At 73.0% G+C, this 22,583-nt stretch carries 17 protein-coding genes; 7 read left to right on the top strand and 10 right to left on the bottom strand.

Going from position 1 to position 22,583, the window contains the following annotated elements; genetic code table 11:
• The first annotated feature begins 60 nt into the window (after positions 1 to 60).
• Positions 61 to 1,536, top strand: a complete 1,476-nt coding sequence (locus ACFYOS_RS16430) for a sugar transferase (protein ID WP_387141392.1) — start codon at positions 61 to 63, stop codon at positions 1,534 to 1,536.
• A 15-nt stretch (positions 1,537 to 1,551) separates the two neighbouring features.
• Here the strand turns inward: ACFYOS_RS16430 and ACFYOS_RS16425 are convergent, their stop codons facing one another.
• The gene (locus ACFYOS_RS16425; RefSeq protein ID WP_387141389.1) at positions 1,552 to 2,682 is read right to left on the bottom strand and encodes a PP2C family protein-serine/threonine phosphatase; all 1,131 of its coding nucleotides are present in this window, start codon (positions 2,680 to 2,682) and stop codon (positions 1,552 to 1,554) included.
• A gap of 95 nt (positions 2,683 to 2,777) precedes the next feature.
• Between ACFYOS_RS16425 and ACFYOS_RS16420 the strand changes: the two genes are divergently transcribed.
• Positions 2,778 to 3,314 carry a MarR family winged helix-turn-helix transcriptional regulator gene (locus ACFYOS_RS16420; protein ID WP_387141386.1) on the top strand — a complete coding sequence of 179 codons (537 nt, stop codon included), beginning with the start codon at positions 2,778 to 2,780 and terminating at the stop codon, positions 3,312 to 3,314.
• A gap of 134 nt (positions 3,315 to 3,448) precedes the next feature.
• Here the strand turns inward: ACFYOS_RS16420 and ACFYOS_RS16415 are convergent, their stop codons facing one another.
• Together ACFYOS_RS16415 and ACFYOS_RS16410 are read right to left on the bottom strand one after the other, a co-directional pair.
• Entirely contained in the window at positions 3,449 to 5,107 is a 1,659-nt protein-coding gene (locus tag ACFYOS_RS16415; protein ID WP_387141383.1) for a PP2C family protein-serine/threonine phosphatase, read from the bottom strand.
• Positions 5,108 to 5,238: 131 nt separating this feature from the next.
• The gene (locus ACFYOS_RS16410; protein WP_387141380.1) at positions 5,239 to 6,498 is read right to left on the bottom strand and encodes an ROK family protein; all 1,260 of its coding nucleotides are present in this window, start codon (positions 6,496 to 6,498) and stop codon (positions 5,239 to 5,241) included.
• 50 nt (positions 6,499 to 6,548) lie between these two features.
• Between ACFYOS_RS16410 and xylA the strand changes: the two genes are divergently transcribed.
• The 4 genes from xylA to ACFYOS_RS16390 all read left to right on the top strand — a co-directional run bounded on the left by xylA (position 6,549) and on the right by ACFYOS_RS16390 (position 14,156).
• The gene (xylA, locus tag ACFYOS_RS16405) at positions 6,549 to 7,736 is read left to right on the top strand and encodes a xylose isomerase (protein WP_387141377.1); all 1,188 of its coding nucleotides are present in this window, start codon (positions 6,549 to 6,551) and stop codon (positions 7,734 to 7,736) included.
• A gap of 11 nt (positions 7,737 to 7,747) precedes the next feature.
• Positions 7,748 to 9,247: a xylulokinase gene (gene xylB / locus ACFYOS_RS16400; protein ID WP_387141374.1), complete on the top strand. Its 1,500-nt coding sequence runs from the start codon at positions 7,748 to 7,750 to the stop codon at positions 9,245 to 9,247.
• A gap of 193 nt (positions 9,248 to 9,440) precedes the next feature.
• Complete coding sequence (locus ACFYOS_RS16395; protein WP_387141371.1) at positions 9,441 to 12,680, top strand: BTAD domain-containing putative transcriptional regulator; 3,240 nt, start codon at positions 9,441 to 9,443, stop codon at positions 12,678 to 12,680.
• 57 nt (positions 12,681 to 12,737) lie between these two features.
• Positions 12,738 to 14,156, top strand: coding sequence for an MFS transporter (locus ACFYOS_RS16390; protein WP_387141368.1), 1,419 nt, complete (start codon positions 12,738 to 12,740; stop codon positions 14,154 to 14,156).
• 51 nt (positions 14,157 to 14,207) lie between these two features.
• Here ACFYOS_RS16390 and ACFYOS_RS16385 read toward each other — a convergent pair whose 3' ends face one another.
• From ACFYOS_RS16385 to ACFYOS_RS16365, 5 genes are all read right to left on the bottom strand, one after another.
• Entirely contained in the window at positions 14,208 to 15,866 is a 1,659-nt protein-coding gene (locus ACFYOS_RS16385) for a glycoside hydrolase family 13 protein (RefSeq protein ID WP_387141550.1), read from the bottom strand.
• Positions 15,867 to 15,937: 71 nt separating this feature from the next.
• Entirely contained in the window at positions 15,938 to 17,011 is a 1,074-nt protein-coding gene (locus ACFYOS_RS16380; protein ID WP_387141365.1) for a LacI family DNA-binding transcriptional regulator, read from the bottom strand.
• Between the two features lie 64 nt (positions 17,012 to 17,075).
• Positions 17,076 to 18,038 carry a carbohydrate ABC transporter permease gene (locus ACFYOS_RS16375; RefSeq protein ID WP_387141362.1) on the bottom strand — a complete coding sequence of 321 codons (963 nt, stop codon included), beginning with the start codon at positions 18,036 to 18,038 and terminating at the stop codon, positions 17,076 to 17,078.
• Between the two features lies 1 nt (position 18,039).
• Positions 18,040 to 19,089 carry a carbohydrate ABC transporter permease gene (locus tag ACFYOS_RS16370; protein ID WP_387141359.1) on the bottom strand — a complete coding sequence of 350 codons (1,050 nt, stop codon included), beginning with the start codon at positions 19,087 to 19,089 and terminating at the stop codon, positions 18,040 to 18,042.
• A 68-nt stretch (positions 19,090 to 19,157) separates the two neighbouring features.
• Positions 19,158 to 20,501: an ABC transporter substrate-binding protein gene (locus ACFYOS_RS16365; protein WP_387141356.1), complete on the bottom strand. Its 1,344-nt coding sequence runs from the start codon at positions 20,499 to 20,501 to the stop codon at positions 19,158 to 19,160.
• 261 nt (positions 20,502 to 20,762) lie between these two features.
• Here ACFYOS_RS16365 and ACFYOS_RS16360 point away from each other — a divergent pair, with 261 nt between their 5' ends.
• Positions 20,763 to 21,542 carry a peptidoglycan DD-metalloendopeptidase family protein gene (locus ACFYOS_RS16360; protein WP_387141353.1) on the top strand — a complete coding sequence of 260 codons (780 nt, stop codon included), beginning with the start codon at positions 20,763 to 20,765 and terminating at the stop codon, positions 21,540 to 21,542.
• 120 nt (positions 21,543 to 21,662) lie between these two features.
• Here ACFYOS_RS16360 and ACFYOS_RS16355 read toward each other — a convergent pair whose 3' ends face one another.
• Together ACFYOS_RS16355 and ACFYOS_RS16350 are read right to left on the bottom strand one after the other, a co-directional pair.
• Positions 21,663 to 21,806 carry a GPGG-motif small membrane protein gene (locus ACFYOS_RS16355; protein WP_387141547.1) on the bottom strand — a complete coding sequence of 48 codons (144 nt, stop codon included), beginning with the start codon at positions 21,804 to 21,806 and terminating at the stop codon, positions 21,663 to 21,665.
• Positions 21,807 to 21,845: 39 nt separating this feature from the next.
• Positions 21,846 to 22,577 (bottom strand): metallophosphoesterase, encoded by a 732-nt coding sequence (locus ACFYOS_RS16350; RefSeq protein ID WP_387141543.1) that lies wholly within the window; start codon positions 22,575 to 22,577, stop codon positions 21,846 to 21,848.
• Between the last annotated feature and the right edge of the window lie 6 nt (positions 22,578 to 22,583).

Here is a 22,583-nt window from a genome sequence, read left to right as displayed (position 1 = left end):
GCCGGCTCTCGATCGAGGCCGGGCGATGCGGGGCCGTCCTGCACGACGCGGGGAGGGGCGGTGACGTCGACGACGCTGTTGACCCCCGCGAGGGCGCCGTGGCGGCCCCGAGGTGACCGGCCCGGTCCGGCCACGGAGCGGGCGTACGTCCGGATCCTCGCCGTGTCGGACACCGCCGTCCTGGCGGTGGCGATCCTCATCGGCTACGTCGGCCGCTTCGGCGACGACAAGCCGAGCGGCACGGAGATCCCGTACGCCGTGGTCGCGCCCGGCCTGCTGCTGGTCTGGCTGATCTCGCTGCGGGCGATGCGCTGCTACGACGACCGGGTGCTCGGCTACGGCGCGGACGAGTACCGGCGGGTCAGCTCGGCGAGCCTGCGGCTGGCCGGCGGTATCGCGATCGCCGGTTACCTCACCGACGTCGGGGTTTCCCGGGGCTTCCTGGCCATCTCCTTCGTGGCCGGCACGATCGGCTTGGAGGTGGCCCGGTTCGGTGCCCGCAAGCGGCTGCACCGGGCCCGGGACCGGGGCGCCGGCTGGTCCCGCAAGGTGCTGGTGGTCGGCGACACCGCGCACGTGCTGGAGCTGGTGCACACCCTGCACCGCGAGCCGTACGCCGGCTACCGGGTGGTCGGTGCCTGCATCCCGGACGCGCTGCTCGCGCCGGTGCCGCAGCGGCTCGGCGACGTGCCGGTGGTCGGCTCGTTCCGCGGCATCCCCGAGGCGGCCGCCGCCGTCGGCGCGGACACCGTGGCGGTCACCGCCTCCGGTGAGCTGACCGCGACCCGGCTGCGCCGGCTCGGCTGGCAGCTGGAGGGCACCGGGGTCGACCTGGTCGTGGCGCCCGCGCTGACCGACGTCGCCGGCCCGCGCATCCACACCCGCCCGGTCGCCGGGCTGCCGCTGATCCACGTCGAGGCGCCCGAGTTCCGGGGCGTGCGAAAGCTGGTCAAGGGACTGGTCGACCGCTCGGTGTCGCTGGTCGCGCTGCTCCTGCTGCTGCCCGCGCTGGTGGTGATCGCCCTGGCCGTGAAGCTGGACAGCCGGGGGCCGGTGTTGTTCCGCCAGGTCCGGGTCGGCCAGGGCGGCCGGGAGTTCGGCGTCTTCAAGTTCCGCACCATGGTGGTCAACGCCGACGCCCTGCTGGCGGAGCTGGCCGCGCGCAACGAGACCGACGGCCTGATGTTCAAGATGCGCGGCGACCCCCGGGTGACCCGGGTCGGCCGGCTGCTGCGCAGGTGGTCCCTGGACGAGCTGCCCCAGCTGGCCAACGTGCTGCTCGGGCAGATGAGCCTGGTCGGCCCCCGCCCGCCGCTCCCCTCCGAGGTGGCCAGGTACGACGGCGACGTCGCCCGCCGGCTCCTGGTCAAGCCGGGCATAACCGGCCTCTGGCAGGTCAGTGGCCGGTCCGACCTGAGCTGGGAGGACGGCATCCGGCTCGACCTCTACTACGTGGAGAACTGGTCACTCGCCGCCGACCTGACCATCCTGTGGAAGACGCTCGGCGCGGTCATCCACAGCCGCGGCGCGTACTGAGCCGGGACGGTCCGGTCAGGGCTGCGGGCCGAGCCAGTCCAGGCAGACCGCCACCGCGTCGTCGACCAGGTCCGCGGCGACGAACGCCCGCAGGTCGCCGATCAGCGACCGGACCGCGTCCAGCGGCTCCATCGGTCCGGTACGTCGCAGGAAGCGGTCCAGCGCGGTCTCGCCGTACCGGATCTGGTGGGCGGTGGCGTCGATGACCCCGTCGCTGACCACGAAGAGCCGGTCCTCGCGTCGGAGCTGGAACTGCTGCTCCCGGTAGTCCGTGTCCTCGAACATGCCGAGCGGGAACTGCTTCTCCAGGACCTGCTCGGTCACCTCACCCTCGCGCAGCAGCATCAGGCGCGGCGAGCCCGCGTCGACCACGGTCATCGTCCCGGACGCCAGGTCCAGCTCCAGCAGGAGCGCGGACAGGTGCTGCGCGCCCCGGTGCATCGCGTAGATCGCCTGGTCGGTCAGGGCGGCCTGGTCGGCCAGGGTCAACTCGGCCCGGCGGGCGTTGCGCAGCGCGTGGATGGCCAGCGAGGTGAGCATGGAGGCGTGCACCCCCTCGCCGAACCCGTTGATCACGGCGAGCCGGAGCTGGCGACCGTCGTCGGACCAGTCGAAGCTGTCGCCCCGCACCGCGTATGCCGGCTCCAGTTGCCCGGCGAGACGGAACGACGGGCGGAGCCGGCTGCGGCCGGGCAGCAGCTCCCACTGAATCTCGGCGGCCAGGGTCAGCCGTCGGTCGCGCCGGGCGGTGACGTAGACGTCGGTCGTGGGGGTCACGGCAGTCAGCTCGTGGCCGAGCACGGTCGCGATCGCGTCCAGCTCCCCGAGGGCGGCCGGGTCCCCCGGCAGCGGCGAGACCCGGAGCACGCCGCGCCGCTCCCCGCGCATGCCCACCGGGAACCAGCCGGCGCCCTCCGCGACGACCGGCTCCTGGTGGTCGAAGCAGCGCCAGGCGGGGTGACCGGGACCGGCGATCGGCTCGCCGTCGCCCAGCGGCAGCAGCACGGCCAGCCGGTAGTCGACCTGATAGAGCTCGGTGCGGGTGATCCCGAACGAGCGCTCGAGCTCGGCGGCGAGCCGGTCGAGAAGCAGGTCCGCCGGCGCCGCGGTGAGGGTCCGGCGCGCCCGATACTCCGGTCCGCTCATCTTTGCTCCTTTGCACAGGTCGTCGCCTTGGCGCGAGGGGTAGTCTCGGGCCCACCATGGCCGAAGAACGCGGTCCTCAGGGACCTGAAGCGAGTATGGCCGCCGACCTGGACGAGGCGGCGGGCACCCTGCTGGCTGTCTGGGAGGCGGCCCGGGAGCGGACCACGAGCCGGCTCTCCGGTGCCCAGTTGCGCGCGGTCATGGTCGTCGAACAGTACGACGGGATCAACCTCCGCCGCCTCGCCACGCTGACGGACATGCTGCTTTCCTCGGCCAGCCGGCTCTGCGACCGGTTGGTGGCGGCCGGGATGCTGGAGCGGGAGCCGGGCCGGTACGACCGCCGGGAGATCTCCCTGCACCTCACCCCGACGGCGACCCGCCTCCTCGCCGAGTTGCGGGCCGACCGGCGGCACCGGCTGGACCGGATCCTGGCCGGAATGAGCGCGGAGGGGCGCGCGGCGCTGCTGCGCGGCATGCGCGAGTTCGACGAGGCCGCGCGCCAGGGCGAGGCCGTCGTCGCGGACGGCTGGCCGGTGCTCCAGCCCTCCGGCGAGCGAATCGGCGAGCCGGGGGAGGCCGCGCCGGGGGAGACCCCGCCGGGCGGCGAACCGCCGGTGGCCCGCACCGCCTGAACCGGGCGCGGTCCGCCCGCCGGGCCAGGCGAGCCGACGGCGTGGGGCCGCGTGCACCCGGGCGACGCTCCGGGCCCCGCTGAGCCGGCACCGGCCGATCTCCCGCTGGGCGACCGCGATCCCCGGGCGCGGTGTCACCCCGGCGCCGGCGCCACGGCGAGCATGGCGATGTCGTCGTGCACCTGCCCGTCGAGCCACTCGTCAACCATTTGGAGCAGCCGGGCGACCAGCTCGGACGGCGACAGGCCGGTCCCGGAGGCCAGCGCCTGGTGCAGCCGGGCCTCGCCGAACATCTCCAGCTCGGTGGGGCCGCCCCGGGCCTCGGTCACCCCGTCGGTGTACGCGACCAGCAGGTCGCCCGGGTTGAGCCGTGTCTCGGCCTCGCCGAAGCGGGCGGCGGCCAGCGCGCCGACCGGCATGCCGCCCACCTTGACCTGCTCGACCGTGCCGTCGGCGCGGACGACCAGCGGGGCGGGGTGACCGCCGCCGGCCACCCGGACCAGCAGCCCGCCGTCCGGCTCGCGGGTGAGGGTGCCCAGCAGGACGGTGGTGAACTGGGCCCGCCGGGCCGCGCCCGGCGCGTCCAGGAGCGCCCGGTTGAGCAGCCCGATCAGCTCCAGCGGGCGCTGCTCGACCAGGCGCAGCGTCTGCAGGGACTGGCGTACCCGGCCGGTCAGCACCGCCGCCCCGACCCCCTTGCCGCAGACGTCGCCGAGGGCGAAGAGCCCGCCCTGCTCGGTGGGGAAGAGATCGTAGAAGTCGCCGCCGATGCGCAGGCTGTCCCCGGCCGCCCGGTAGCCGCCGGCCACTGTCACGCCGCCGACCGTTGGGAGGTCCGGTGGGAGGAGGCTGTTCTGCAGGACGCGGGCCAGGTGGGCCTGCTCGCCGTAGAGCTCGGCGGCGGCCAGCGCCGCGCCCGCGCGGGCGGCGAACTCCCGAGCCAGCTCGACCTCGCGCTGGTCGAAGCCGGACCGCTCGGCGCGGCGGACCAGGATCAGCGCCCCGGCCGGCCCGCCGGCGCTGAGGATCGGGCTGATCAGCACCATGCCAGGCCGCCCGAAGCCCTCGGGGAGCACGTCGGCCAGCTCGGCGCCGAGCCCGGCGCTGGGCTCGGGGGCGGCGCCCTCGAGCGCCTCGATCAGCCCGGGCACGGATTCGGCCATTCCCCGGCCGCCGAACCCGCTGGTCGGCCCGGGGTCGCCCTCGGCGTACCGGATCCAGTGCGGCTGGTCCTCGGCCGGGGGCGGCGGGCGGTGCACGACCACCGCGGCGTCGGCCAGGTAGGGGACCGGCAGGGTGGCGGCGGCCCGCAGCGCCTGGTCCCGGTGCAGGGAGAGCCCGAGCCGGCTGCCGGCCCGGGCCAGGAACGCGGTGCGGGAGCGCTCGGCCAGCAGCGCGTCGGTGCCTGCCTGCTCCTCGGTGACGTCCCGCACGTACCAGGCGCAGCGCCCGCCGGCCAGGCCACGCCGGATGCCGCGCAACCGCCGGCCGTGGTGCGCGGCGTCGAAGGTGTCGGTGCCCTCGCGGGCGGCCCGGGCCAGCGCGGGCACCGCGCAGCGGGCCAGGTCCACGCCGGGGGAGAGTTCGGGGAGGAGTTCCCCGGCCATCGCGTTGACCAGGGTCACCACGCCGGCGTGGTCGGTCGTCACGACCGCCTCGGCGAGCCCGTCGAGCAGCTCACGGGCGAGGTGGGAGTCGGCCGCCAGCGCGTTGTCGGCGGTCCGGCGGACCCGGGGGGCCTGACCGCCGCCGCTGACCGGCCCGGCGAGACCGCCCCGTCGGACTGTCGTCACCGCCGGTCGCCGGGTGCCCCGGTCAGTCGACCTGTGCGCATGCTGTCGCTGCACTCCTCGGTTGCCGGGTCGATTGCTGCTGGCCAGCGTACCGAGCGGGACAGGCGATCGCTCATGGAGGAGCGCGGCGGTCAGCCGGATCGAGCCAGCCAGCCGATCGGGCGTGCCACGATTCGGCGGACCACCGAGGCGGCTCCACCGACGGCCGCGGACTGCGCGCCGAGCGCCGCCGGACGGACCGTGACCGGCGACCAGGCGGCGGTGAGCACCCGCCGGGAGACCTCTGCGAGCACCGGTGGGGACAGCCACGGGGCGAGCGGGGCGTATCCGCCGCCGAGCACCACGGTGTCCAGATCCAGCAGGTTCACCACGCCCGCCACGGCCACGCCGAGGGCGGTGCCGGCGTCCGCCAGGGCGGCCAGGGTGGCCGGGTCGCCGGCCCCGGCGAGCTCGGCCAGCCGGGTCGCGGCGGTGTCGGCGGGCAGTTCCGCGCCGGCCAGCCCGGCGGCGGCCAGGATGGCCTCCTGGCCCGCGTACCGCTCCAGACAGCCCTGGCCGCCGCAGCGGCAGGGGCGGCCGCGCGGGTCCACCGGCAGGTGACCGATCTCGCCGCTCCAGCCGCGCGCGCCTCGGTACAGCGCTCCGTCGAGCACGATCCCGGCGCCGATCCCGATCTCCCCGGAGACGTGCAGGAAGCTGGCCGACCCGGGCGGGCCGGCGTGCAGCTCACCGAGGGCGGCCAGGTTGGCCTCGTTGTCGACGACCAGCGGCGGGATCCCGTCCACCGGCTCGGCGAGCGGGTGCCCGGCGAGCAGCCCGGGGACGTCCACGTCCCGCCAGCCGAGGTTGGGCGCGAGGCGCACCACGCCGCCGTCGCCGACCAGGCCGGGCACGGCGAGCGTTGCGCCGGCCAGGGTCAGCCCGGCGCGGACGGCGGCGGCCCGGGCCTCGGTGGCGAGCGCGGCGAGCCGGGCCAGCGCGTCGGCGGGGGAGACCGGGCGCAGGTCGGCTCGCCGCACCACGTGGTGACGTACCGCGCCGGTCAGGTCGACCACGCAGGCGGCCAGGTAGTCGACGTTGACCTCCAGCCCGAGCCCGGCCGGGCCGTCGCCGGCCAGGACCAGGCCTCGGGCCGGCCGCCCGGCCCCGGTACGCGGCGCGGGTTCCGCCTCGGCGACCAGCCGGCCGGCGATCAGGTCGTCGACGACGGCGGAGACGGTGGCCCGGGTCAGGCCGGTCCCGGCGGCGATCTCGGCGCGGGAGGGAGGTCGCTCGGCGGCGGCGATCCGCCGGAGCACCACCGCGAGGTTGAGCTCGCGGAGGCTGCCCTGCCGGACCGCCCCGGTGGTGCTGGCGCTGGTCACTGCTTGACACTGCCACACCGTCGCCATTTAATTCAACCATTGAACAAATTTGGCGACGACACCACCGGAGGTCTGCCATGGCGCCCCGTCCCACCCCCGCCGACAAGTTCTCCTTCGGTCTCTGGACGGTGGGCTGGCAGGCCCGCGATCCGTTCGGCGACGCCACCCGGCCCGCGCTGGACGCGGTCGAGGCGGTCCACCGGCTCGCCGAGCTCGGCGCGTACGGGATCACCTTCCACGACGACGACCTGATCCCGTTCGGCGCGGACGCCGCCACCCGCGACGCCCACCTGACCCGGTTCCGCAAGGCCCTCGACGAGACCGGCCTGGTCGTCCCGATGGTCACCACCAACCTCTTCACCCACCCGGTCTTCAAGGACGGCGGCTTCACCAGCAACGACCGCGACGTTCGCCGGTACGCCCTGCGCAAGGTGCTGCGCAACGTCGACCTCGCCGCCGAGTTGGGTGCCCGCACCTTCGTCATGTGGGGTGGCCGGGAGGGCGCCGAGTACGACCTGGCCAAGGACGTCCGCGCCGCGCTGGACCGCTATCGGGAGGCCGTCGACCTGCTCTGCCAGTACGTCGTCGACCAGGGCTACGACCTGCGCTTCGCCATCGAGCCCAAGCCGAACGAGCCGCGCGGCGACATCCTGCTCCCCACCGTCGGCCACGCGCTGGCGTTCGTCTCCACCCTGGCCCGCCCGGAGCTGGTCGGGCTCAACCCGGAGGTCGGCCACGAGCAGATGGCCGGGCTGAACTTCGCGCACGGCATCGCCCAGGCGCTCTGGCAGGGCAAGCTCTTCCACATCGACCTCAACGGCCAGCGCGGCATCAAGTACGACCAGGACCTGGTCTTCGGCCACGGCGACCTGCTCAACGCGTTCGCCCTGGTCGACCTGCTGGAGCACGGCGGCGCCAACGGCGGTCCCGCGTACGACGGTCCGCGGCACTTCGACTACAAGCCCTCCCGCACCGAGGACATGACCGGCGTGTGGGCGTCGGCCGAGGCGAACATGCGGACCTACCTGCTGCTCAAGGAGCGGGCCGCGGCCTTCCGGGCCGACCCGGAGGTGGCCGAGGCCCTCGCCACCAGCAAGGTCACCGACCTGGCCACCCCGACCCTGAACCCGGGCGAGGGCTACGCCGAGCTGCTCGCCGACACCGCCGCGTTCGAGGAGTTCGACCCGGCGGCGGCCGGGGCGAAGGGCTTCGGCTTCGTCCGGCTCAACCAGCTCGCCGTCGAGCACCTGCTCGGCGCGCGCTGAGGCGGGCCGCCATGCCGCTCGTCGCCGGCATCGATTCGTCCACCCAGTCCTGCAAGGTGGTGGTCCGGGACGCGGAGACCGGCGCGCTGGTCCGGCAGGGTCGCGCGTCGCACCCCGAGGGCACCGAGGTCGACCCGCACGCCTGGTGGGACGCGCTGCTCGCGGCCGCCACCGAGGCCGGTGGGCTGGCCGACGTGGCCGCGGTCGCGGTCGCCGGCCAGCAGCACGGCATGGTCTGCCTGGACGAGGCGGGGCGGGTGGTCCGCCCGGCGCTGCTCTGGAACGACACCCGCTCCGCCGATGCCGCCCGGGAGCTGATCGAGGAGGCCGGCGGCGGGGAGGCCGGGCGCCGGTTCTGGGCGGAGGCGACCGGGGCGGTGCCGGTGGCCAGCTTCACCGCCACCAAGCTGCGCTGGCTGGCCCGGCGCGAGCCGGCGAACGCCGACCGGGTGGTCGCCGTCTGCCTGCCGCACGACTGGCTGACCTGGCGGCTCGCCGGCGCCCCCGGCCTGGCTGCGCTGCGCACCGACCGGGGCGATGCCAGCGGCACCGGCTACTGGTCGCCCCGGACCGGTGAGTACCGCCTCGACCTGCTGGAACGCGCCTTCGGGCGGCCGGTCCGGGTGCCGGTCGTGCTCGGCCCGAGCGAGGCGGCGGGACAGCTCGACCCGTTAGCGGTACCGGGGTCCGGCACCGGGGCCGGTCGCGTCCTGCTCGGCCCCGGCACCGGCGACAACGCCGCCGCGGCGCTCGGGGTCGGGGCCGGACCGGGGGACGTGGTCGTCTCGATCGGCACCTCGGGCACGGTCTTCGCGGTGGCCGACGCGCCCGCCGCCGACCCGACCGGGGCGGTGGCCGGCTTCGCCGACGCCACCGGTCGGTTCCTGCCGCTGGTCTGCACGCTCAACGCGGCCCGGGTGCTCGACGCCGCCGCGACGCTGCTCGGCGTCGACCTGGCCACGCTGAGCGAGCTGGCCCTGGCCGCCCCGCCGGGCGCGGACGGTCTGGTCATGGTGCCGTACCTGGAGGGGGAGCGGACCCCGGACCGGCCCACCGCCACCGGCGCGCTGCACGGGCTCACCCTGGGCACGTCGAGCCCGGCGCACCTGGCCCGGGCGGCCGTCGAGGGGATGCTCTGCGCGCTCGCCGACGGCCTCGACGCGCTCACCGCGCAGGGCGCCACCGCCCGCCGGATCATCCTGGTCGGCGGCGGGGCCCGCTCGGCGGCCGTGCGGCGGATCGCCCCGCAGGTCTTCGGCCGCCCCGTCGTGGCCCCGCCGCCCGGGGAGTACGTCGCCGACGGCGCCGCCCGCCAGGCCGCCTGGGTCGCCCTGGGCGGCGCGGAGCCACCGTCGTGGACCCTCGGCGACACCGAGGAGTACGGGGCCGACGACGGCTTCGGGTCGCGGCGTGGCGTCAGTCGCGCCGAGCTGGAATCGTCGGAAGTCCCCGCCATCCGCGCGCGCTACGCCCGGGCGCGTGACCTGATCACCGAGCGGGAAGCGGGCTGAGCCAGCCGCACTCGTCTGCGTTACCTCGTCGTTATCGAACTCACCGGGACTGGACACCCATCGACAACTACCGTTTGCGGCGTCGCTCCTGACTGACGAGGCGGCGCGGCCTGCGTAGCCGCCACCGAGCGAGCGGACGGGGCAGGTGCGTGATGTGGATGGTGCGGGATGACCGGGTCCAGCGAGTCCGCGTGTGGCGCGGGGCCGGCTCGTGGTGACGAGCCCCGGCCGGACGGGACATGAGCCGTTCCGCCCCGGCGACGAAGCCGCCGACCCGCCGGTCGCGTTCAACGTTCTCGGTCCCCTCGAGGTGCGGGGGCGGTCAGGCCGGGTCCCCCTGCCGGGGGCCCGCCAGCGGATCGTTCTGGCGGCGCTGCTGCTGCGGCGCAACCGGGTGGTCTCGGTCGACGAACTCATCGACGGGCTCTGGCCGGAGCGTCCGCCGGCGACGGCCCGGGAGCAGGTGCTGACCGTGGTGTCGGCGCTACGCCGCCAGCTCGGCGACAACGGCCGCCCGGGAGAGGGCCGGTTGCTGGTCACCCGGAGCCCCGGTTATCTGTTGCGGATTGGTGATGGCCAACTCGACGTGGCACGGGTCGAGCGGCTGGTACGCGAGGCGGAGCGGGAGGATCTGGCCCCGCAGCCCAGGGCCGCGGCGCTGCGCGCCGCCCTGGCGCTCTGGCGAGGGCCGGCGCTCGCCGATGTGCCGGCGCCGTTCGCCACCGTGGAGGCCCACCGGCTGGCCGAACTGCGGCTCGCGATCCTGGTCCGGGTGATCGATCTGGAACTCACCCTCGACCGGCACGCGGTGTTGGTGCCGGAGCTGACGCGGCTGGTCGAGGAACACCCGCTTCGCGAACGCCTGCGGGGGCAGCTGATGATCGCGTTGGACGCCGTGGGGCGTACCGCCGAGGCCCTGGAGGTCTACCGCGACGGCCGCCGGCGGATGGCCGACGAGCTCGGCATCGAGCCCGGCGCGGAGCTGCGGCAGCTGGAACGGGCGATTCTCGCGGGGACGCGTCGTCGGAGCGACGCCGGTCAGTCGGCGCCGCTGTCCCTGCCCGAGGCAGGCCCGGAGCCGGCACTCGCTCCGGAACAAGATCCCGGGTCGCCGCCCCCGCCGATTGCGCGTCCGGCCCAGTTGCCCGCCGACATCGCCGACTTCACCGGGCGTGGAACCGAGGTCGACGAGCTGCGCCACCGGCTGACCTCGGCGGCGGCCACCGCTACCGCGGTCCCGGTCGTCGTCGTCAGCGGCAAGCCGGGGGTCGGTAAGAGCGCGCTGGCCGTCCACGTCGCCCACCTGCTGCGGAGCGACTTTCCCGACGGCCAGCTCTACGTCGACCTGCACGGGACGCACGACCGGCCGGAGCAGCCGGCGGACGTGCTGGGCCGGGCACTCGTCGCGTTGGGCGCGCACCGCGCCGCGATCCCCGACGATCTCGAGGAACGGATCCTGCTCTACCGCTCCGTCACCGCGGAGCGCCGGGTGCTGGTCGTGCTCGACGAGGCGGCAAGCGCGACACAGGTACGGCCGCTGGTGCCCGGTGGATCGGGTTGCGCGGTGCTCGTCACCAGCCGCTCCGATCTGGCGGATGTGGCGGGCGGCTATCACCTGGACCTCGACGTGCTACCCGACGAGGACGCGTTGGCGCTGCTGGGGGCGACGGTGGGCGCGGCGCGCGTGGCGGCCGAGCCGGAGGTCGCCGCACGCCTCGCCGAGCTGTGCGGGTGGTTGCCGCTGGCGGTCCGCATCGTCGGGGCACGGTTGGCCAGTCGACCGCACTGGTCCCTACGCAGAATGGCTGACCGGTTGGCCGACCAGCACCGCCTGGACGAGCTGCACCACGGCGACCTCGAGGTACGGGCCAGCCTGGAGCTCAGCTTCCGGGGTCTGGATCCGCACGCCGACGCCGCCGCGCAGCTGCTGGCGTTGCTGGCCGCACCGAGCTTTCCCACCTGGGCCGCCGGGGCGGTGCTGCAATGTCCCGTTGCGCTCGCCGAGGCGTTGATCGACCAGCTCGTGCAACACCGCATCGTCGAGTACGCCGGTCAGGACTCCCTCGGCCAGGACCGGTACCGGTTCCACGACCTGGTCGGGTTGCTGCTGCGCGAACGGGCCGAAGCCCGGATCGACGAGCCGAGGCGGCGTGCGGCCGTGATGGCGGGACTCAACGCCTGGCTCGGTTACGCGCTGTCGGCCATGCGGGGGCTGCCCGACAAGCAGTTCCCCGGGCTGGAGCCCGCGATCACCGGTACCGCTCTCCTCGACCCGGCCGTGGGGTCCGCCACGGCGACCGACCCGGTCGGTTGGTACGAGGCGGAGAGCGAATCGCTGTTGGCCGCCGTACGCCAGGCGTACGACCTGGGTCTGGACGAGCTGTGCGGAGCACTGACGCACGTGCTCGGTCCGTTCCTCGAGATGCGTGGGGCGGTCGACGCCTGGCGGTCGATCAACGCCCTCGCCGAGGCGGCGGCCGACCGGGCCGGTGACCGGCGCATGAAGGCGCTGGCGATGTTGTACCGCAGCCGAGCCGACGAGTATCGCGCGGTCCCCGACGCCGCCCGCTGTGCGGAGACCGCGGCGGCACTGTTCGAGGCGCTCGACGACGACCGCGGCCAGGCACATGCCCTCAACCGGTTGACCTACCTGCAGGGTTACCTGGGGCACCTGCCGCAGGCGCGCCACGCGGCGGAGCGAGCCCTGGTGCTGGCCGAGCGGGTCGGCAGCCTGTGGTGCACGGCTCGCGCCCGACAGCACCTCGGCGCGATCGAACGCGAGCATGGTCGGCTGCGGGAAGCGGAGCAGCAGTTGCGGCGCGCTCTTGACCTGTACACGGTCTGTGACAGCCGGAGTAGCCAGGCCGACGTCATGAACGGACTCGCCCGCGTCTACCACGATGCCGGCCGGATCGAGGACGCGATCGAGTTGCTCACCGCCACGCTGTCGATCTTCCGGGAGTTGCGCGATCCCTACGGTGAGGTGATCACGCTGTACCGGTTCGCCGGGATCTACCTGTCCGCCGGGCGCGATCCGGAGGCCGTGGTGGCGGCCGAGCAGGCACTGGCCATCGCCGAGGCGATGAGGTACTCGACGGGCACCGTGGAAGCGCTGACCGTACTGGCCAGCGTGCGTCGCCGCGCGGGGCGGCTGGCGGCGGCGGCGGACCTGCTCACCTCGGCGATCAGCGTCGGACGCAACGAGGGTGAGCGGTGGTTGGGCAAGACGCTGCTGACGCTCGGTGACGTCCGGGAGGAACAGGGTGACCACGACGGCGCGCTGGCCGCCTGGGGAGAGGCCGCCGACCTGCTGCACGGAGTCGCCCACCCCAGCGCCCGGGACGCCGACTCACGGTTGGCCGCCTGGTTCCCGCTGTCGCCGTCAGCTCGGCGCGCGACGTCGCCGGAGGAACAACACGGCCAGATGGCGTAGCGTGGATCGCCGTTGGGCGGGTGGCGGTCGGCGGCTGATCCTGGTTGGGTGCCACCCATGACGATGGGCATCGGGCGCACGACCCGTGGCGGGGGAGCGGCCCACCGGTTCTACAGCGTCGTGGTGTTCGTGGTGCTCGCCTCGCTGGACAACGTGGCGATCGGGCTGGTTCCGCCGCTCTACGGGCCGATCTCCGGCGCGCTGGGCGTGCCGCAGCGGCTGCTCGGGCTGGTCACCGCGGTGAGCTTCCTGGTCAGCGCGGTCGCCGCCGTCGCCTGGGCGTACGTGGGCGACCGGACCGACCGCAAGCCGCTGCTCATGGTCGGCACCCTGATCTGGGCGGCCGGCACCGGGGGCAGCGCGTTCGCGCAGAGCTACCCGACGTTCCTGGGCGCCCAGCTGGTCGCCGCGGTCGGGCTGGGGGCGGTCGGCTCGGTCGGCTACTCGGTGGTCACCGACCTGATCTCGCCGCGGCGCCGGGGCCTGGTGATGAGCTTCTGGGGGCTGTCGCAGGGCGTGGGCACCCTGGCCGGGACGCTCACCGGCGGCATCCTCGGCGCCACCGACTGGCGGCGGCCGTTCCTGGTGCTCACCGTGGTCGGCCTGGCCGCCACCGTGGCCTACCTGTTCACGTACGACATCCGGCGCGGGCAGAGCGAACCGGAGCTGGCCGCGGCGCTCGACGCCGGCGGCGAGTACGACTACCGGATCAGCCGGGCCGATCTGCCCCGGATCCTGGCTCGGCGGACCAACCGCTGGCTGATCCTTCAGGGGTTGACCGCGCAGGCGGCGTTCGGCTCGCTGGTCTGGCTGCCGGTGCTGTTCGCCCAGCGGGCCGAGGCGCAGGGCTACTCGTCGGCCACCGCGGTGGTGGTGGGCAGCGTCTTCGCCACCCTGTTCCAGCTCGGCGGGGTCTTCTCCATCGTGGGTGGCCTGGCCGGCGACGCGCTGCAACGGCGTACGCCGAGCGGTCGGGCGCTGGTCGCGGCGGTGGGCATCCTCGCGGCCGTGCCGTTCTACCTGGTCCTGTTCCTGGTGCCGATCCGGATCGACGTGCCGGACGGCGGCAGCTCCGGCGCGGTGATCGGCGCGGTGCTGGCCAGCGTGTTCACCGAGCCCACGGTCGGGCTGAGCCTGCTCACCGCCCTGCTGGCCCTCGCGCTCACCTCGGCGAACTCGCCCAACTGGTTCGCGCTGATCGCCGACGTCAACCCGCCCGAGCACCGGGGCACCGTCTACAGCCTGGGCAACCTGGTCAACGGGGTTGGCCGGGCGGCCGGCAACGGCCTGGTCGGGGTGGCCTTCCAGGGGCTGCGGGCGGCTTTCCCGCCGCCGTTGAACTACGCCGTCGGGCTGGCCGTGTTCCAGCTCTTCTTCATCCCGACCGGGCTGATGTACTGGCTCGCCGCCCGCGCCTCACCCGGCGACATCGAGTCGGTCCACGACCTCCTGCACACCCGTGCCGACCGCCTGTGAGGAGGGGCCCCGGTCAACGCCTCGCGTTGGACAAGGGCCCCTCCGGACACGTCAGACGCTGTACCAGACGGTGACGTCCGTCGGGACGGCGTTGTCGTCGTCGAGCGGGGCGCTGGCCGCCAGCACCTTCGCGCCGACCGGCAGCGGCACCGGCTCGGCACCGAAGTTGGTCAGCACGATGAGCCCGCGGTTGCTGAAGATGAGCACCTCGTCGCCGGACGAGTGCCAGCGCAGCGGGCCGCGGCCCAGGCCGTGCTCGCGGCGCAGCCGCAGCGCCGTCCGGTACAGCTCGTACGTCGAGCCCGGCACGTCGCGCTGCCGGTCGAGCGCGTACTCCGCCCAGCTCGGGGGCTGGGGGAGCCAGCTCGCGTCGGTCGGCCCGAAGCCGTACGACGGGGCGTCGGCCTCCCACGGGATCGGCACCCGGCAGCCGTCCCGGCCACGCTGGGTGTGCCCGCTGCGCTCCCAGGTCGGGTCCTGCCGCGCCTCGTCGGGGAGCGTGGTGTGCTCCGGGAGCCCCAGCTCCTCGCCCTGGTAGAGGTAGGCCGAGCCGGGCAGGGCCAGCATCAGCAGGCTGGCCGCCCGGGCCCGCCGCAGGCCGAGCGCGGCGTCCGGCTGCGGGTCGCCGATACCGATGCCGTTCGGGCGGCCGCCGCCGATCGGCAGGCCGAGCCGGGAGGCGTGCCGGACCACGTCGTGGTTGGAGAGCACCCAGGTGGTGGGGGCGCCGACTGAGTCGGTGGCCTCCAGGGAGCGGGTGATCACCGCGTACTGCGCCGGGGCAGTCCAGGAGGCGAGCAGGTACTCGAAGTTGAACGCCTGGTGCATCTCGTCCGGCCGGACGTAGCGGGCCAGCCGCTCGGCCGGCTCGACCCACGCCTCCGCGACGAGGATCCGCTCTCCGTCGTACGAGTCGAGCTGCCGCCGCCACTCCCGGTAGATCTCGTGCACGCCGTCCTGGTCCCACATCGGCGGGCGCGGCTTGTCGACCTCCGCGCCGGAGAGGATCTCGGGTTGCTCCTGCCAGTCGGCCAGGTCGGCCTGCTTGATCAGGCCGTGCGCCACGTCCACCCGGAAGCCGTCGACGCCCCGATCCAGCCAGAACCGGAGGATGTCCAGGAACTCGGCGCGGACCTCGGGGTTGTCCCAGTTCAGGTCGGGCTGGCCGGGGTCGAAGAGGTGCAGGTACCACTGCCCGTCCGGCACCCGGGTCCAGGCGGGGCCGCCGAAGACGCTCTGCCAGTCGTTGGGCGGCTCGGCGCCCTGCGGTCCCTTGCCGTCCCGGAAGACGTAGCGCTGCCGCTCCGGGCTGCCCGGCGCGGCCGGGAGCGCGGCCTGGAACCAGCGGTGCTGCGACGAGGTGTGGTTGGGCACCAGGTCGACGATCACCCGCAGCCCGCGCGCCTTCGCCTCCGCGATCATCTTGTCGGCGTCGGCGAGGGTGCCGAAGAGCGGGTCGACGTCCCGGTAGTCGGCGACGTCGTACCCGGCGTCGGCCTGGGGGGACGGGTAGAACGGCGACAGCCAGACCGCGTCGATGCCGAGCTCGGCGAGGTGATCGAGGCGGGCGGTGATGCCGGGAAGGTCGCCGATGCCGTCGCCGTTCGAGTCGGCGAACGAGCGCGGGTAGATCTGGTAGATGACGGCCTCGGTCCACCAGCCGGTGGCCGGGGCAGCGGCCGGTTCCTGCTGTGTCGCGTCGGTGTTCAGAGCCTTCTCCCCTGTGTCGTGCGGTGGCCTTGCGGCCGTTCTCCGGTCGTCACGGGGACGGCCGGATCCGTTCAGTTTGCCCGGGGCGGCGCGGTCGATTCCCGCACCACCAGCCGAGTGGGCAGGATCACCGGCTGCGTCGGCGTGTCGCCGCCGGGTTCCGCGCCGCGCGGCGCGGGCACCAGCCCGGCGTACGGGTCGGCGGCGCGCACGCCGAGCGGGTCGAGCAGGATCCGGGCCGCGAGCAACCCCTGCTCCGCCGCCGGCTGGGCGATGGTGGTCAGGCCGAGCGCCCCGGCGAGGTCGTGGTCGTCGACGCCGATCACGCTGACGTCCTGCGGCACCCGCAGCCCGGCGTCGCGCAGCGCGGTCATCGCGCCCATCGCCATCTCGTCGCAGGCGGCGAAGATCGCGGTCGGCGGCTCGCCCCGGGCCAGCAGCTCGGCGGTGGCCCGGGTGCCGCCGTCGATGGTGAACTGCGACTCGATGTCCAGGGTCGGGTCGGGCCGGATCCCGGCCGCCCGCAGAGCCTCCTGGTAGCCGCGGCGGCGGTCCAGGTGGGTGGTGAAGGCGAGCTCGTCGTCCGGGTCGCCGGAGATGTGCGCGATCCGGGTGTGGCCGAGGTCGAGCAGGTGCCGGGTGGCGGTCCGCGCCGCAGCCACGTCGTCGATGCGTACGCAGGGCCACCCGGGCACCCCGCTGCCGGAGCTGATCGTCACGCCCGGCAGCTCCAGCTTGGTCAGCGCGGTCACGTCGGCCGGGCGCAGCGGGGTGGCGACCAGGATGATCGCGTCCACCCGCTTGTGCAGGCTGGCCGTCCGCAGCACCCGCCGGCGGGTCTGCTCCCGACCGCCGAGGTTGTAGAGCAGCAGGTCGTAGCCGTTCTCCTGGAGGTGGTCCTCGACCGCCTCGACCACCGTGGCGAAGAACCAGCGGGTGATCCGGGGGACCACCACCGCCACCGTGCCGGTCTTCCCGCCAGCCAGCCGGGAGGCGCTCGGCGAGACGGCGTACTGGAGCTGCTCTGCGGCGGCAAGCACCCGGTGCCGGGTCGCGGCCGAGACCGTCGGGAGGCCGCGCAGCGCGCGGGAGACGGTGGCCGTGGAGACCCCGGCCAGGCGGGCGACATCGTCAATCTTGGTCATCGTTGTTCCCCGCTCCGGCCCGCGCCCCGCCGCCGCCGGGGGCCGGCGGCGGCGGAGCAGCGGGTCAGCCCTTGACGCTGCCGGCGAGCAGGCCCCGCACGAAATAGCGCTGGAGGGACAGGAACACGATCAGCGGTACGACGATCGACACGAACGCACCGGAGGTCAGCCGCTGCCACTCGTTGCCCCGGGTGCCGGCCATCTCGGCGAGCCGGACGGTCAGCGGGGCGGTCTCGTTGCCCCCGCCCGCGAAGATGAGCGCGACCAGCAGGTCGTTCCAGACCCAGAGGAACTGGAAGATGCCGAACGCGGCCAGGGCGGGCGTGATCAGCGGCAGCACGATGGTGCGGAAGATCTTCGGGTGCGTGGCCCCATCGACCCGGGCCGCCTCCATCAGGTCCGACGGCAGTTGCGAGATGAAGTTGTGCAGCAGGAACACGGCGAACGGGAGCGCGAAACAGGTATGCGCGAACCACACCTGCGCGAACTTCTGCTCGTCGACGAGATCCCAGGCCGGGAGCACCTGGACGCCGGCGATGGTGACGCCGGTGGAGAAGAACTTCAGCAGCGGCACCAGGGCCATCTGCAGCGGGACGATCTGCAACGCGAAGATCGCGATGTAGAGCCAGTCCCGCCCCTTGAAGTTGATCCAGGCCAGCGCGTACGCGGCCAGCGCCGCGAACGCCGTCGGGAAGAGCACCGACGGGATGGTGATCGCCAGGGAGTTGATGAAGTAGCTGGCGAGCTGGCCCGACGAGGAGGACGTGCTGAAGAGCACCTGCTGGTAGTTCTCCAGGGTGAACTGCGGGTCGGTGAAGAACGTCCACCAGCCGGTGGTCTTGATCTGGTCCTCGGGCCGGAACGAGGAGATGAACAGGCCGAAGGTCGGGACCGTCCAGAGCAGCGCGATGACGATCGAGACCAGCGTGGCGGTCCGGCTGTTCAGGCGCTTGCGGACCCGGCCGACCCGGGTGGTCTTCCCGGTCGCCTGGACGCCGGCTCCGACGGTGGGCGTGGCGGTGGTCATCTCAGCCCTCCCGCTGCTGACGCAGGTTGCGGATCTGGTAGATCACGATCGGGATGACCAGGACGAAGAGGAAGACCGCGAGGGCGGAACCCTGCCCGTTCTGGCCGTACCGGAACGCCTGGTTGTACATCTCGTTCGCGATCACGCTGGTGTCGTAGTTGCCGTTGGTGGCGGTCCGGACGATGTCGAAGACCTTCAGCGTGGCGATGGAGAGCGTGACCACCACCACGATCAGCGCCGGCCGGATGCTCGGCAGGGTGATCTGCCAGAACATCTGCCACGGGCTCACCCCGTCCAGCCGGGCCGCCTCGACGATGTCCGCCGGGATGGCCTTGATGGCGGCCGAGAGCACCACCATCGCGAAGCCGGCCTGGATCCAGACCATGATCACGATGAGCAGGAAGGTGTTCAGGGGCGATTCGAGCAGCCACTGCTTCGGCTCGCCGCCGAGGCTGACCACCATCTGATTGAGCAGACCGATCTGCTTCTCACCGTCGCCGCGGTAGGCGTAGACGAACTTCCAGATGATGCTGGCGCCGACGAACGAGATCGCCATCGGCAGGAAGATCAGGGACTTGGCGAGCGCCTCGAGCCGGGCCCGGTCCACCATCACGGCGTAGATCAGGCCGAACGTGGTGGCGACCAGCGGCACCAGGAGCACCCAGATCAGGGTGTTGGTCAGCACCTGGACGATCGCGCCGTCGGAGAACATCCAGCCGTAGTTGCGCAGTCCGACCCAGTTGTTGCTGCCGGAATCCATGAAGGAGAGCAGCGTGGTGCGGATCGCGGGCACCACCAGCCCGACGAGGAGGAACAGCAGCGTCGGCAGCAGGAAGAAGAGCGCGAACAGCCCCTCACGCGGCTTGCGCCGGCGGGGCAGGGGGGCGCCGCTCGTCGCGGCGGCGACCAGCTTCGCCTCCCGACGACGGGCGAACCAGGCCGGCACCGCGTCGAGGAGCAGGAGCAGGCCGCCCACCACCGCGACGAAAGCGATCAGCCCGTACATCAGCATGAGGAACTTCGGCTGTTCCTCCGCGAAGTCGAACTCCATCGACCCTCCCAGGGGTTGGATCGAGCGATGGTCCGGCCCGCGGGCGCGGACCGGACCACCGGCTCAGATCACTTCGGCCAGCTGCTCTCGATGCCGTTCAGGACCGTGGCGGTGTCCTTGCCGTTGATCCAGTCGACCATGCCCTTCCAGAAGGTTCCCGCGCCGACCGCGGCCGGCATCAGGTCCGAGCCGTCGAAGCGGAAGACGGTCTTCGGGTCCTGCAGGATCTGGACGGAGAGCTTGTCCACCGGGTTGGGCACGTTGTTGATGTCGAGCTTCTTGTTCGCCGACAGCCAGTCGCCGATCTTGGCGCGGCTGTTGACGTACTCGCCGGAGGCCAGGTAGGTCTGCACGGCCTGGACCTCGGGGCGGTCGGCGAAGGCCGCGACGAACTCGCCGGCACCCAGCACCGGCTTGCCCTTGGCCGGGTCGATGGCCGGGAAGTAGAACGCGAAGACGTCGCCGTCCTCGGCCACCTTGGTGCCCTGCGGCCACTGGTTGGCGTAGAAGGACGCCTGGCGGTGCATGGCGCACTTGCCAGCGGTGATCGGCGTGCCGGCCTCCTGGAAGGAGGTGGTGGCGATGCTCTTCACGCCGCCGAAGCCGCCGTTGACGTACTTCTCGTTCTTGAGGATGGTGCCGGCCTTGTCGACGGCCGCGACGACCTGCGGGTCGTTGAACTTGATGCCGTGGGTGGTCCACTGGTCGTAGACCTCGGGGCCCGCCGTCCGCAGCATCACGTCCTCGATCCAGTCGGTGGCCGGCCAGCCGGTGGCGTCACCGGACTCGATGCCGGCGCACCACGGCTTCGTGCCGCTCGCCGCGATCTTGTCGCTCAGCTGGATCATCTCGTCCCAGGTGGTGGGGACGGTCCAGCCCTTCTCCTTGAAGGTCTTCGGCGAGTACCACACGTACGACTTGACGTTGGAGCCGAGCGGAACGCCGTAGAGCGTGCCGTTGACGGTGCTGTACTTCAGCCAGTCGGGGGTGAAGTTCTGCTCCGCCAGCGCCTTGGTGTCGGCGCCGACCGGCTTGAGCTTGCCCGCGTCGGCGAACCGCTTGAGCAGGCCCGGCTGCGGGATGAAGGCCAGGTCGGGGGCGTTGCCGCCGTCCACCCGGACACCGATCTGGGCCTCGAACTCGCCCGAGCCCTCGTGGTCGATCGTGATGCCGGTGCAGTCCTCGAACTGCTTCCAGGACTGCGCCAGGCGGTCGGCCTCGATGTCCCGGATGGACGAGTAGATCGTGACCTTCTTGCCGTCGTGGCCCTGGTACTTCTGGTATGGGGCGCACTCCGGAGAGCTCGCCTTGCCGCTCTTCTTGTCGTTGCCCGTGCCGCAGGCGGTGACGCCGAGCGCCAGGCTCAGCACGCCGGCGATCGCGAGAGCCTGGCGCGATCTGGCAAACGCCATGCCGATCTCCTTCCTTGCCGGCGCGTGGGGGAAATCGAACCCGCGCCGGTCCGATGGTCGTCCCCACATGTAAGCGCTTGCATCCTCGCTGGTCCACCCCCTGCCGGACACGGCCCGGTAACAATCCCGCAACCCGCTCACCGGCCGTGGGCGCGCTCCCACGCTCCGCTCTTTCTGCCCCGGGAAGGCCCTTCCTGTCGATGGAACTTTCTGTCACCCTGGGCGTACGGAATCGAAAGCTTTCAACATGGGAGGCAGTGGATGCGCAAACGGTGGTTCAGCCTCGCGGCGGTGGGTGCCGTCCTCGCGGCCACGCTGGTGCCGGCGACCCCGGCCATGGCGGCGCCGACCTTCAAGGTCCCGTTCCCCTGCAACCAGTCCTGGTCCGGGCAGACCCGGTCCGACCACAGCCCCGCGTACGCCATCGACTTCAACCGCACCGACGACCTCGGCGACCCGGTGGTGGCCAGCGCGCCCGGCACGGTCGACCGGGTGACCGACCTCGGCGGCACGAGCTACGGCAAATACGTCCGGATCGACCACGGCAACGGCTACACCACCTACTACGCCCACCTGAGCGGGTTCAACGTCTCCGTCGGGCAGACCGTCGGCTACGGCAGGGTGATCGGGTACGTCGGCAGCACCGGCGGGTCCACCGGGCCGCACCTGCACTACGAGCAGCGGCTCAACGGCAACGACGTCCAGGTCCGGTTCAACGGGGCGCTCGCCCTCTACTGGGGCACCAAGACCTACACCAGCGACAACGGCTGCTCCGGTGCGAACACCGGCGAGGGCACGGTGAACACCACCTCCGGCGTGAGCCTGACCGTCCGCTCCGGCCCCGGTACCGGCTACAGCGCGGTCGGCTCGGTGGCCGACGGCGCGAAGGTCACCATCTACTGCCAGACGAGCGGCACCACGGTCACCGGCACGTACGGCACCAGCTCGATCTGGGACCGGATCGGCAGCGGGCGGTACATCTCCGACGCGTACGTCTACACCGGCTACGACGGTTACATCCCGGGCGTGCCACGCTGCTGAGCGCAGACCGCGCCGCAGACGTGAAACGCCGGGGTCGTCGGGTCCGGATGCTCATGTCTGGGAGGACGGAGCTCCGGGCCCGACGACCCCGGCGGGTCAGGGGGTTGAGGGTTTCGCGGGTCAGGTGAAGATGCTGACGCCGCCCGGGCCGACCAGCAGGCCGACAATGATGAGGACGATGCCCCACAGGATCTGCCGCCGGAAGAGCGCGAGGATGCCGGCGACCACCAGTACGACTGCGAGAATCCAAAGAAGCAAGCTCAACATGCGGTTATCAATACCCGTTGTGCTCTGATTCAAACCTCATGATCGGTCGAGGTGATCGCCGACGTGGAAGATGCTGTATGCCTGTTTGATCACCGGGTGGGCGACGTTGCGGACCCGGACCCCGCCCGGGGTGGTGCCCCGCTCGGTCCCGTGGTGGGCGTGCCCGTGCAGGGCCAGCGCGGTGGGCGCCGAATCGATCGCCTGGCCGAGCTGGTAGCAGCCGAGGAACGGGTAGATCTCCAGCGGCTCGCCGGCCAGCGTGTCCGGCACGGGGGAGTAGTGGGTCAGCGCGACCAGCAGGTCGCACTCCAGCCCGCGCAGCGCCGCACCAAGGGCGTCGGCGCTCTCGGTGGTGGTGTGGACGAACGCCTTCATCTCCGGCTCGCCGAAGTCGCTGGCGCACCGCCCGGCGAAACCGCCGCCGAAGCCCTTCACCCCGGCCACGCCGAGCCGCCCGCCGGTGCACTCCAGCACGATGCCGTTCCCCTCCAGGACGCTGATCCCCACGTCCTCCAGCACCTTGACCACCTGCGGCACCTGGTCGCACTGGTGGTCGTGGTTGCCCAGCACGGTGATCACCGGGACCCCGAGGTTGCCGAACTCCTGTGCCACACACCGCGCCTCGGACTCGGTGCCGTGCCGGGTCAGGTCGCCGGCGAGCAGCAGCACGTCGGCGCAGTCCGGCAGCTCCTCCAGCGCCGGTCGGAACCGGCCGACCACGTCCTCGTCCAGGTGCACATCGCCGACGGCGGCGATCCGGATCACGATCGAACC

It is taken from the genome of Micromonospora sp. NPDC005806 (genome assembly GCF_042871425.1).
GTDB lineage: Bacteria > Actinomycetota > Actinomycetes > Mycobacteriales > Micromonosporaceae > Micromonospora.
The sequence above is the reverse complement of the archived record's forward strand: the minus strand, read 5'-3'. Positions and strand labels throughout refer to the sequence as shown.